At 40.0% G+C, this 12,489-nt stretch carries 6 protein-coding genes and 1 riboswitch; of the genes, 5 read left to right on the plus strand and 1 reads right to left on the minus strand.

What is annotated here, in order from left to right; genetic code table 11:
* Positions 1-959: 959 nt before the first annotated feature.
* Both IE199_RS01285 and IE199_RS01290 read left to right on the plus strand, forming a co-directional pair.
* The gene (locus tag IE199_RS01285; RefSeq protein WP_189766909.1) at positions 960-3,527 is read left to right on the plus strand and encodes a TonB-dependent receptor; all 2,568 of its coding nucleotides are present in this window, start codon (positions 960-962) and stop codon (positions 3,525-3,527) included.
* Between the two features lie 318 nt (positions 3,528-3,845).
* Entirely contained in the window at positions 3,846-5,228 is a 1,383-nt protein-coding gene (locus IE199_RS01290; protein ID WP_189766910.1) for a TonB family protein, read from the plus strand.
* A 50-nt stretch (positions 5,229-5,278) separates the two neighbouring features.
* Here IE199_RS01290 and IE199_RS01295 read toward each other — a convergent pair whose 3' ends face one another.
* Entirely contained in the window at positions 5,279-7,420 is a 2,142-nt protein-coding gene (locus IE199_RS01295; RefSeq protein ID WP_189766911.1) for a winged helix-turn-helix domain-containing protein, read from the minus strand.
* 310 nt (positions 7,421-7,730) lie between these two features.
* Between IE199_RS01295 and IE199_RS01300 the strand changes: the two genes are divergently transcribed.
* From IE199_RS01300 to IE199_RS01310, 3 genes are all read left to right on the plus strand, one after another.
* Positions 7,731-10,367, plus strand: coding sequence for a TonB-dependent receptor (locus IE199_RS01300; protein ID WP_229854460.1), 2,637 nt, complete (start codon positions 7,731-7,733; stop codon positions 10,365-10,367).
* Between the two features lie 61 nt (positions 10,368-10,428).
* Positions 10,429-10,622: riboswitch (cobalamin riboswitch) on the plus strand.
* Positions 10,623-10,721: 99 nt separating this feature from the next.
* Positions 10,722-11,498 carry an ABC transporter ATP-binding protein gene (locus tag IE199_RS01305; RefSeq protein ID WP_189766912.1) on the plus strand — a complete coding sequence of 259 codons (777 nt, stop codon included), beginning with the start codon at positions 10,722-10,724 and terminating at the stop codon, positions 11,496-11,498.
* A 56-nt stretch (positions 11,499-11,554) separates the two neighbouring features.
* Positions 11,555-12,487, plus strand: a complete 933-nt coding sequence (locus tag IE199_RS01310; RefSeq protein ID WP_189767294.1) for a FecCD family ABC transporter permease — start codon at positions 11,555-11,557, stop codon at positions 12,485-12,487.
* Positions 12,488-12,489 lie beyond the last annotated feature (2 nt).

The following is a 12,489-nucleotide window of genomic DNA, read 5'->3' on the forward strand; positions in this document are numbered from 1 at the left end:
GCAGTGAATAAAGCCAACAACTATAAGTGCTGCTAAGTTCTTGACTGCTATTTTTACTGACTTCTGCGTTATTTTGAAGCGAAATAGCTAGCTATTCCTGCTGCAAAATGCCTTGAATTCAGGCAAAAATATCGACCTAGAAATATAAGAAACTGCTACTTATTGTTTTCTTTGATTTAGCACTATTTCTTATACAAATTATGTTTATCTGTTGTGAGTCCAGAACACAACCAAGTAATAAATTTATTAAAAGGATAAATAAGGGCACTAAATACAATAAAGTTAATTAAAAGCGGCAAAATATCCTCCGAGCCAACAAAGAAACTGTAACCTATCTCAATATTATTTACATTATTTGTGTTACTTGGCATTTAAAGTTAATGCTTGGCTGTTTAGTATTTTCTGAATAAATATTCATTTTTGTTTTTCATTTATTCTAATTTCAATTCCGTGATTTTTATCTATCACTAAATCCAAAAAATGATTTTAAATGAGATCTTAATTTCATCATTTCGATCGGAGTAAATAATATTTTTTGCCTGTAAAAATTCAGTGTTTAGTTTGTTTTATGAACAGGTGATGTGCATCATAACTTTTAATCTAAGGTTTTATTTGTGAATCCGTCACTCATCAACCAGTTTTTCTCGGTTAACTTTGATAAAAATGTAAAATAATAAAGTCTATATAAAACAATGGTTAAAAAATATTAATTTCAAATTCACAACTTTTCATACCGATTCAAGACTCTTCAAGCTGACTGCAATTAGATAAATGCCAGTGTTAGATAGTGAGTGGCTAGTGATTGAGCAGTATCGGTAACACGTCAGAGTTGAAAACGTAAAATTTTCACCTAGGTTATCGAGCTAGTTTATCTGCACAGTGTTAAGGGAACGTAGGCAAAAGTCTCTTTTAGAGATCGGCGTCAACTATAAAAACTAAAAGCGTGTCGGAGCATGAAAATGCAAAAGTTTAAATTAAATAAAGTCAATTGGGCAGTTCAATCTGTACTGGTTGCAAGTGCTTTATCATTTACACAAGCAGCTGTTGCTGAAGAAACTAAAAAAGCATCTACAGAAGAAGTGGAAACGATTCAAGTTCGTGGTATTCGCGGAAGTGTTGTTAAGTCTCTAAATACTAAGAGATTCTCAAATTCTATTGTTGATGCGGTAACCGCTGAAGATATTGGTAAATTTCCTGACCAAAACGTAGCAGAGTCTTTACAGCGTATTACGGGGGTTTCTATCACTCGTAACTTCGGTGAAGGTGAGCGTGTTAGTATTCGTGGTACCACAGAGAGCCAAAACAGAACCTTACTAAACGGCCAGGCAGTTGGCTCTGCAGACTGGTGGACTAACTCTGCGGCAAACCGTGGTTTTAACTACACTATGCTGCCATCTGAAATAGTTTCAGGTTTAGAGGTTTACAAATCACCGGAAGCTGATATCGATGAGGGTTCTATCGGTGGTACGGTTATTGTTAGAACACGCCAGCCACTTGATATGGAAGCAGGCAAAATTGCTGGCTCTGTATTAGCTCAGCATTCTGACGTATCAGGCGAAACAGATCCTGTTGTTTCAGGTATGTATAGCTGGAAAAACGAAGACGAAACTTTTGGTGCTATGGTGTCAGTTGTTCGCCAAGAGCGTAGCTTACGTCGTGATGGTATTGAGTCGTGGAGTTGGGCACATCGCGATATCACCATGGCCGATGGTACTGTGCATGAAAACGTATATAGCTCAGGTGGCGGTGGCTCTGCCATGTTTAGCCAAGAACGTGTTCGTACCGGTGCAAATTTAACCTTGCAATATCGTCCAAGTGATACGATTGACGTGGTGTTTAATGCGCTAGATTCCACCATGGAAATGGATAATGAAAACCAAAACTTTTTGTGGCTTCCTGAATACGGCGGTTCACAGTACACAGATGTAACCATTATTGACCATAAAAAAGTTGGCAAGATGTTAATCGCAGGTACCTTAGGTGAGTCTGCAGACGGTAACAACATCTTAGATGAAACCAAAGTTCGTAACTCAGAACTAAAAACAAAATCTTATGACTTAAAAGTGGATCACCAAGGTGATGTTTGGCAATCAAGCATGCATTTTGGTTATACAGAGGGCACTGGTGGCTCACAGCAAGATCGTAGTGTAGGTTGGGGCGGAAACTCAGTTCATGGATACGATGCCTCAAGTGTTGAAGACATGAAAACTTGGTATGAAAAAGATCCAGCAGATGGCACGTTATGGAACTTAGACTTCCTACGTTATGACTCTAACGATGCTAAAGATGACGAACATTACGTACAGTTCGATTTTGAACGCGAAATTGATGTTGCCATTTTTAGTGCCATCAAAATGGGGGTGAAGTACCGTGACCATACACGTTTCAACACAAAACACACAACTGATGCTAAAACAGATTTGGGTTGGAGTTTAGCTGACTACTCACTTGATATGCCGTCTGACTTTTTATCAGATCAAGGTTCAAGCGGTACACTCCGTGATTATGCCATTACTGATTCAGATAAAATTCGTCGCGAAGGTGATGCATTGGGTTGGGATTACCGTGTACTAAAAGCAAGTACATTTGAAATTGAAGAGAAAATCTTAGCTGGTTATATCAAAGCTGATATTGAGGCAGATGGTCTGCGCGGTAATTTAGGTGTTCGTATTGTACAAACTGATCAAAGTTCATCGGCATATGTAGGTGAAACAGGTGCAGAAGTTTGGTCAACACAAGACAGCGACTACTTTGATATTTTACCAAGTCTAAACTTGGCGGTTGATTTATCTGACGATGTTGTGCTTCGTTTTTCAGCAGCACGTGTTATGTCGCGTCCAGACTATGCAGATATGACGTCATCAACTTCATACAACAAAGAAACCCAAACCGGTTCAGGTGGTAATCCAAACATTGACCCATATCGTGCAACACAATTTGATTTAGGCATTGAGTGGTACTTCAGTGAAGCTGGCATTTTCTCAGCGGCGTTTTTCCATAAAGACGTACAGTCGTTTATTGATGCAAAAGCAGGCTTAGAAGTGCACGAAGGTGTTGAGATCTTAATTAACCGCCCAGTTAATGGTAAAGGCGGTACTATTCAGGGTCTAGAGCTTGGCTATCAGCAAGAAATCTATGAAGGATTTGGTGTTTCAGCTAACTACACCTATGTAGATGGCGAAGCAAAGGATGCTGATGGCAATGATGTCACCATTCCTGGTAACTCAGATCACACGATTAACTTGAGTGCGTACTATGAGAATGACGTCATTAGTGGTCGAATTTCTTATAACTTCCGTACGGGTTACGACACTGGTCGCGGCTGGCCTGGTTACGTCGATGATTATGGTCAAGTTGATGCCAACTTAACCTATAACATCAATGAAAACCTAGCCTTAGTGTTAGAAGGTGTTAACTTAACGAACGAAAAAACATTTAGCTATCAAGAAGAAGGCGTGAAAAATGCGCTGACAGGCCTGTATGCAGATGGACGTCGTTACGTTGCAGGTGTTCGCTTTAATTTTTAATGAAGTAAGCGCTTAACGCTAGGGTCGAAAGGCCCTAGCAAATATCAATAACTTTCAATTCCCGGTTGTTGGTATCTTTTTTCCGAGGACAAGGCTTTCCCTTACACACATCCTTGGTGGCACGGGTTTTAATCAAACATTGATTAGGGCTCGTGTTTTTTTTTCGAAAGGCTAAATTTTGCGAGCAATCATTAAACAAAGTCAGTAGAATGATTTAAAAAATAAAAATCTCTCTAGTAAGCTATTGTGAATTATTGGAAAACTAATTTGGAACATGCAAATTTTGTTCGGGTGGCGCAAACGGTATATTAGCTGCGCATGATGAACATCTTCTATCGTCTTATCATTGTTGTTTTGTTGACTGTTTGTTTTCCAGCAAAGGCAGATTTGTTATCTGCGACCTTAGATTATAACGATGGCAATTACAGTGAGGCATTTGCCGAATTCTCCCGCTTAGCCAAACTTGGCAACGAAGACGCAATTTTTAATGTTGGCGTAATGTTTCTGCATGGCCAAGGTGTTGAGCAAGATCTTGCACAAGCTAATGCTTGGTTTCGATTGGCAGCAGACTTTGGATTAGACGAAGCAAGAGACGCAGCCCAGTTAATTGCCGCTCAAACTGAACATTCGACTCTTGAACAGGCATATCAGGCATTACAAAAATCAATTAGCTTTCGCCAATTTGAACAAACATTACAGCCGATATTTAGCGCTGAAAAATTTACTGAAAAAAACACTGAACCACCACTGCGTATACATACTGTTGATGCCAAATATCCACAATCTGCGTATGAAAAAGGTATAGAAGGCTGGGTTTGGTTAGAATTTGATGTCGATGCCAGCGGAGCGGTAAAAGATGTTGATATTATTGATGCATTTCCCGATAAAACCTTTAATCGTGCAATTTATAACGCTGTAAGACGTTGGCGATATGAGCCTTATCGGGTTGATGGTGTGGCACAAAATTACTCCAGTCGTTCTTTGCTCTATCACTTTACTACTTTCAAAGGAAAACGTTACAAGGCGAGTTTTGCCAGTCAAAAGAAACAGTATCAGCGTAAAATCAGTGAGCTTATTGAAAGCGCTGAACAAGGCAATGCACTAGTACAGTATTATATTGCCAATTGGCTAAATGCTGACGAGCACAATGCAACTAAATTGTTGCGTTATCACTGGCAACAAGACACTGCCAGTTCTGACTTGTTATTGAAATCGGCGATTAATGGTTATCCCAATTCACAATATCGGTTAGGTACTAATTTACTGCGGGGGGAGTTTACACAAACTGACCGCAAAAAAGGCCTAAATTGGATTTTAAATGCCGCACAGTCAGGCTTTGTTTATGCTCAATACCGTTTAGGTAGGGAGCTGCTTGATAAGCGTTTTGTTGAATACGACCAAGACAAAGCAAAACGTTGGTTAACCATGGCGGCTAATCAAGGTCACTTTAGAGCACAGCGCGATTTAATTGACGTGTTAATTGAAAATGAAGAGTTTGTGCAAGCAGTGAATTATTTAACACTGGCACTTGAGCATGATGCACAACATCCAGACCTGTGGTTTAGTCAAAGTAAAATGGCGATTAAACGTGGCGATAAAGCACTAGCCAGTGATGCAATTAATAAAGCGATAAAATATGCTAAAGAGCGTGAATGGCATTTGGCAAAACTTCAAGCCTACCAACAACAACATAAGTTATAGTTTTTTTGGTGTAGCACTATGTTTTATTCAACCCTCAGCTTCAACAGGTATTAATCCTCTCGCGCGATTGGGCGCTGAACTGAAATATCGGTTTCCAACTCTTCTAGTTTAGAATACACCACCTCTTTACCATCGTCTGATGCCGATAAGCTTAATAAAATATGCACGTCTTGTTCATGGTTGCCTAGTAGGGCTATCTTAGTGTTGAGTTGATCACTAAAACTGTAGTTATATAAGGTTAATTCATGGCCCTGTTTAACCACGTAATAGATGCCATTTTGATAGATAAAAGGTCGATACAAAGCAAATGATGGTAATAAACTGTCAACAGGTAAGAGTTCTTGAACTGTGGTTGCTAAAAAATCAGCTAAAGATTGCGTGTAGTTGCGATAAGACGGATTTAATACTTTCACATTGTCTAAAGTAATCTCAGAGTTTTCAGCATTTTTATTCGGTAATTTACTCAATAATTCAGAGGTTTCCGTTTGTAAGCTGTATCGCCATAATTGGGCTTCGTCTGAGTGATTTGCGGTGAAGGTAAAGCTTTTGCCATCTTCTGACCAATTAACCCCATCAATTCCTTGGTAATTAGAAATGACTGGCACCATATGTTTACTGAAAATATTAATCAGGTAAAGCTTGAACTTATTATCACCAAGTAACAGATTTTCACCGTTTGGAGACCAAAGTAAATACCTTGGTTGAATGCGCTCAGGTAAGTTAGCAAGTAGGGTAGCTGCTTTTTTATATTTGTTTTTTAGCCAAATTTCAGCGCGGTGTGAGCCATCTATTGCGCGCCGCTGATAAGAAATAAACGCCGTTTGTGTGCCGTCGCTGGAGAGGGTAGGTAATACATCGGTTCTTGCAGCAGAAGAAACGCGTATTCCTGGTTCATCTGATTCTTGATGTTTCTCTAAATTCATCGTATATAAATTGACATTGATCAGCCCTTCTGTGTGGGCAAGCTGCTTAGTGACAGGGTTTAGATCAAGGTCAGTGATAAAACCGAGCGGTTGGTAAACAACTTCAGATTGACCGTTCACCGACATCAATTTTAAGTTTTCATTGCCCAACCAAAAGCTTTGCCCAGGAATATGCCAATTGAGTCCCCAGTAGTCTTTTTCACTGACCGAAATGATTTGCTCATTTAAGTTATTCAAATCGACAAGTTTAAGTTGATTAACGGTACTTTTTCTTTCAACAATTAAGGCTTGATTCGACGATTTATCAATGTCCATCAAAATAGGAGAGAACTGCTCTAACTGTTCTTCCTTGCTAACTTTTGGCGTTGATGAAACGTCTAATGTCAGTTTGTTTAATGTTGGCCGACTATTTTTCCAAGCCTGAAAATACAAGGTGTTATCATCCAACCAGTGTATTTTTTCACGGGTAAACCCAGGCTCACAAAAAGCTAAGTGTCGATCGGGGCTGATGCGCCAAGTTTCGACAGGGTTCTTCACTGTCATTAATCGAATTTCGCAAGTAAATGGATCATGACGAAAATATACCAACCAATCACCGGTCGGTGACCACTCGGGCGCTTCTTCACTGTAACCCGTGTTTTTAATGGTGTGCACAGATTGTGTGTCGGCGTCGTACACAGCAAGATCCATGTGTCGACGATCTTCGCTTATTTGGCTAAACGCTAAGTAACGACCATCTGGAGAATATCTTATATAATTTTCTGGGCCGGGCGTTGAAGTGAGTCTAGATTCATACTGGTAACTTGGTGCGGCGAGCTCGGGTTGATTAATGTGTACCAAAAACAAGGTTACTGCGATTGCTGATAACGAACTTAACAAGGCAACAATAATTGATTGCTTTTTGCTTTTTCGTCGTTGCTTGAGTTCTGGCTCAGACAGCTCAGGATATTCAAGTTCAGCGATTAGTTGATAACCGACTCTGGGCACCGTTTTGATGAATCGCGGTGTGCCTTTATCATCACCTAACGAACGTCGTAATTGTGTTATAGCTTGAGAAACAGAGTTATCACTGACTATGGTATCTCGCCATAGGCTATTCATGATGTCGTTTCGAGAAACTGCTTTACCGTGATTTTCAATCAGGAGTTTTAGCAGGCCGAGTTGGCGTGCTTCAATGTCATGCCATTGATGATTAATAAAAAGTTTAAGGCCAACAAAGTCTACTTCAACTTCGTTTACTTTTATTTTTTCTAGGGGGCCTGAATGCATCAAATTATTATAAAAATATGTTAACTATCAATGGTAAAAAACAACAACAAAGCGTATTATGGCTAAGCCTCTATTCTATGCTTGCAATGGCAAGTGTGCAATTGAAAAACTAGATAGATTTTCAATAAGTTATCTAAAATAGTGGTCGTTTGAATTAACAGAAATAAATTAAAATAAATATTCGTTAATTCAACACATTAAGTAAAAATTACAACAAGTATAATTAGAATAAAAATACACCAAATTAGCTGATTACTTTTTGTCTACGCACCAATACCTGTGAAAAGCTAAAAATTTGGAAGATATAAACATGAATACAACAACGCGACTTTGTTGTTTGATGTCATTAAGTACTTATTTTTTGGCAATGAGTGCGTTTGGCCAAGAAAAACAGCAAGAAAGCAAAAATGACGTTATTGACGCAAGTCCTTTAGAAAAAATTCAAATACGTGGTATTCGCGGCAGCATAGTTAAGTCGATGAATACTAAACGTTACAGTGACTCGGTTGTTGACGCGATTACCGCTGAGGAAATAGGAAAGTTTCCCGATAAAAATGTTGCTGAGTCGTTGCAACGTATTACTGGTGTGTCGCTAAATCGTGTGCAAGGTGAAGGCGAAAGGGTTGGTGTTAGAGGCACTGCACCAAGTCAAAACCGGACTTACATTAACGGGCAAAATATTGCGTCTGCCGATTGGTGGATATCTTCTCAGCCTAATCGTGGCTTTAATTACACCTTATTACCCTCAGAAATCGTTAGCTCGTTAGAAGTGCATAAATCGCCGCAAGCAGATCATGATGAAGGCTCTCTTGGTGGTTCAATTAACATTAAAACGCACTCGCCGTTAGAAACACAAGATCAAAAGTTTGTTGGCACAGCGCAGCTGCAACACAGTGATACTTCAGGTGAAACAGATCCGCAAGTGTCACTATTTTACAACTGGATCAACGACAGTGCAGATTTGGGCATGTTGTTTTCACTTACTCGCCATGAACGTAGTTTACGACGAGATGGATTAGAGTCTTGGGGCTGGGCGGAACGTAATTTCAATATCGATGAGCAAGGAGCATTGCAGCAAACTGACGACGACAACGCAGATCTTACTGATATTTGGTCACCAGGTGGTGGTGGTTCAGCAACGTTTACCCAACGTCGAATTTTATCTAGTGCGTTGTGGTTAGTGCAGTTTCAGCCTAGTGTCGATTGGAATATAGAGCTCAATACCTTGTACTCGGAGCTTGATGCCGATAATTCGAATCAAAACTTTCTGTGGCAGCCTAGTTCCGTATATGGTCGAGGTGGCAAGATACTGGATTATCAAATTAAAGATAACACTTTAGCTTATGCCAAATATTCTCAAGTACCTGAAAACAACGAAACGGGTATTCCATTTAATACTGCAATGGAAGCCATTTGGCGTACTTCGCAAATAAAAACCAGCTTAATACATTTAAATGTTGAACATGATAACGATTATTGGCACAACCAATATCAAATAGGTGTCACACGTGCATCTGGTGGAACCAGCAAAGATTTCACCTCACAATGGTCTGCTAATTCTGAATTCAGCGTTGATTTAAACTCGCCCCAAGACATTCACACCCAATACCAAATATCCCCACTGGCTGGTGAAAATTGGCAGGTTTCAGAGGTAAGAAAAGACGCTCAAGATTCCACTGATAAAGAATTTTTTGCTCAGGCAGATTTTGAGTATCAATGGGATCAGGCGTTTTTCCAGTCAATCAAAATGGGGCTTAAATATAAAAAGCACGTCAGAGACTTTATTCGATATCGTTCTAAAAATGGTGACTATAACGGTTTAGCTGGCGATTTATCTTGGACTTTGGCTGATTTTCAAGGAAAGTTTCCCAAAGATTACTTATCAGGTGTTGGCTCTGAAAACACATTAAAAAATTATGCATTTGTTGATATCCGCTCGTTAAATAAGGCGTTTAACACCTTAACTTTTGTCCAAGGTGAAGAAAAACCGAGCAGTTTTGATATCAGCGAACAAAGTTACGCGGGATACGCAAAAGCAAACTTTTCTGGCGAATATTATCGCGGTAATTTTGGTTTACGTGTTGTTCATACTCAGCAAGACTCTGGCGCTTTTCAGCAAACAACAGAAATAGATATTTACGATGAATATCAATGGTCTACTCATAACGAAAATTATACCGATGTATTGCCAAGTGTTAATTTAGCGATTGATTTAACTGAAGATTTGGTGATGCGAGCCTCTGCTTCAAAAGTGATGTCTCGTCCTGAATATCATCACTTAATGCCGTCGACCAATTATAACGTGACACAGGCGCAAGGCGCTGGTGGTAATCCTGAGCTTGAACCATTTCGCGCGACTAATTTTGATGTAGGGTTTGAATGGTATTTTGATCAAGCTGCCTTATTTTCTATCGCCGCTTTCCACAAAGACGTAAAGTCATTTATTGATATCAAACGTTCAATTGAAAACTACGAAAACATTGATATGGTGATCAACCGCCCTGTGAATGGTAGTGGTGGCACCATTTATGGCGTTGAATTGAACTTACAACAAGAGTTGTTTTATGGTTTTGGTTTGATCGCCAATTACACTTTTGTTCAGGGCGAACGTAAAGACTTAAATACGGGTAAAGATATCGATATTCCTGGAAATTCAGAGCATAGCTTCAATGTTACCGGTTATTTTGAAAACGATTGGGTAAGCTCACGTTTGTCTTATAACTTTCGCACAGAATGGGCGACAGGCATTGGTGAACAAATCAACGATGACTATGGTCAATGGGACGTGAATTTATCGTTTAAGCTCAACGCCCATACATCATTGGTTTTTGAAGGTATAAATTTAGCTAACGAACATATTTATACCTATGAGCGCAATGAGTTGGCTCCCGTCGGTGTTTATCAAAATGGCCGCCGTTTTTATGCGGGTGTTAGGGTTGAGTATTAAATTTGAGATTATAGACGTCTAAACATCCAAAATATGGCGTTAACTATTTTAATGTGCTAAAGTTGCCGCCGATTTTTATGGTGTCTAATTGCTAAGATGCAGTAACTAAGACTTAAAAGGGAATGTGGTGCAAATCCACAACTGTTCCCGCAACTGTAAATAAGGCTGAATTTCAATACCACTGGACGGAACTGGGAAGGTGAAATTTGGGTGACCCTTATGAGTCAGGAGACCTGCCGTAGAAAGTGATACCAATTGGTATAAGAACAACTATGCGGGTAACATAGCTTGGTGAATGAGCATTGGCTCAAACTCCTCTTTGTAGCCGCATAAAATAACAGTTACCTGAGTATTATGACGGCGCCTCATCTTCAAGCACATCAATTAGTCTGGCATGCTGACAATAAAGCCATAATCGATCAGATCTCTTTTGCACAAAACAAGGGGGAAACTGTCGGTATTGTTGGGCCAAATGGCGCAGGAAAAACGTCATTGCTTAAATGTTTGTATGGCGAACATGTCGCTAAAAGTGGCGAAGTGTTGATATCTGGTGAGAAATTGGTTGCACTTTCACGAAAACAGCTGGCACAGAAAGTGGCTGTTGTTGGTCAACATTATGATTCGGTATTTAACCTAACGGTTATTGATATTGTGAAAATGGGTTTGATCCCACATAAATCCCATTTCGATTTAAATACCGATGCTGATCGCGCCATTATAGAAAGCGCATTAAAAAAAGTGAACCTGCTCGACAAGCAGTTCCAGTATTTCAACACCTTGTCAGGCGGTGAACAGCAGCGTTGTTTAATTGCTAGAGCCATAGTGCAGCGCCCTGAAATTTTGATCATGGACGAACCAACCAATCACTTAGATGTTTATTACCAACATCAAATTCTGAGTTTATCTAAAGCGCTTGGTTTTACCGTATTAATGACCATTCACGATCTCAATTTAGCAGCTCAGTACTGCGATCGGATATTGCTAATGGCTAACGGCAAACAATTAGCTTTTGATACACCAATAAACGTGCTGCAACAACCGCTATTAGAGCAAGTGTTTAAATTGCCATGCATGATAGATATCCACCCACTAACACAAAAAGTACGTGTTTCTTTTGGAGGAGTTAGTTAGTGGATACTCGCTTACCTTTTGTTCCCGGTATTTTAGTGCTACTTGGCTTAGTGGTCATGTCGTTAACCTTAGCGATGGGCTTTGGCGCAGCAGAGCTAGGTTTTGCCAATATTTGGCAATGTATGACTAATACCTGTGAGCGTTCAATTTATCAAACCATATTGTTAGATGTGCGACTGCCACGTGTTTTGATGGGCTTTTTGGCTGGTTTTGCGCTCGCGGCAGCAGGTGCTTTAATGCAAAATGTCACGCGCAACCCACTCGCCGATCCTTATCTTTTTGGTATTGTTGCCGGTGCTGCTTTAGGTGCGACGTTATCCGGCTTGTTACCCGAACAATTTCAAGCGTTTTCGCTACCATTCGCTGCATTTTTAGGTGCACTTTTTGCAGTTTTTATCGTAATTACCGTGTTGATGCACAATAATTGGCGACGCATTGAACATCTTTTGCTTGCTGGAGTGGCGGTTTCATTTCTACTCAGTGCCATCAGTAGTTTTATTTTGTATTTTGGTGAAGCCTTTGCAGCCAACCGTGTGATTTTTTGGATGATGGGCTCATTGGCTCGTGCCGATTATCAATCATTATCTTATGTTGCACCTGTGGTACTGATTAGCTGTGTGTTAGCACTTGTATTTTCAAGGCAATTAGATGCGCTGTTACTTAGCGATGAAAGTGCAAGAACCTTAGGCGTTAATGTCGATAAAGTGCGACTTGTCGCTTTGGTGGTGTGTGCAGCGATGACGGCGGTGGTTGTTTCCTATTGTGGTGGTATTGCCTTTGTTGGCTTAATGATCCCGCACATTGTTCGACCATTTTTTGGCATCACCACGGCAAAGTTATTGTTAAGTGCTGGGCTGATTGGTGGCTGCTTTTTGGTTTGGGTAGATGTTGTTGCTCGAACCATAGTCACTGGACAAGAAATCCCCATTGGCGTGATCACCTCTGTGATTGGCAGTGTCTTTTTCCTCTTTTTAATGCGTAGGATGTAACC

Origin of the sequence: Thalassotalea marina (genome assembly GCF_014656435.1) — a bacterium.
Lineage (GTDB): Bacteria > Pseudomonadota > Gammaproteobacteria > Enterobacterales > Alteromonadaceae > Thalassotalea_C > Thalassotalea_C marina.

Bases quoted from the DNA above. Each gene is read 5' to 3' on its own strand.
- IE199_RS01300 (WP_229854460.1), top strand. From the start codon at position 7,731: ATGAATACAACAACGCGACTTTGTTGTTTGATGTCATTAAGTACTTAT.
- IE199_RS01285 (WP_189766909.1), top strand. From the start codon at position 960: ATGCAAAAGTTTAAATTAAATAAAGTCAATTGGGCAGTTCAATCTGTA.
- IE199_RS01295 (WP_189766911.1), bottom strand. From the start codon at position 7,420: ATGCATTCAGGCCCCCTAGAAAAAATAAAAGTAAACGAAGTTGAAGTA.
- IE199_RS01290 (WP_189766910.1), top strand. From the start codon at position 3,846: ATGATGAACATCTTCTATCGTCTTATCATTGTTGTTTTGTTGACTGTT.
- IE199_RS01310 (WP_189767294.1), top strand. From the start codon at position 11,555: ATGTCGTTAACCTTAGCGATGGGCTTTGGCGCAGCAGAGCTAGGTTTT.
- IE199_RS01305 (WP_189766912.1), top strand. From the start codon at position 10,722: ATGACGGCGCCTCATCTTCAAGCACATCAATTAGTCTGGCATGCTGAC.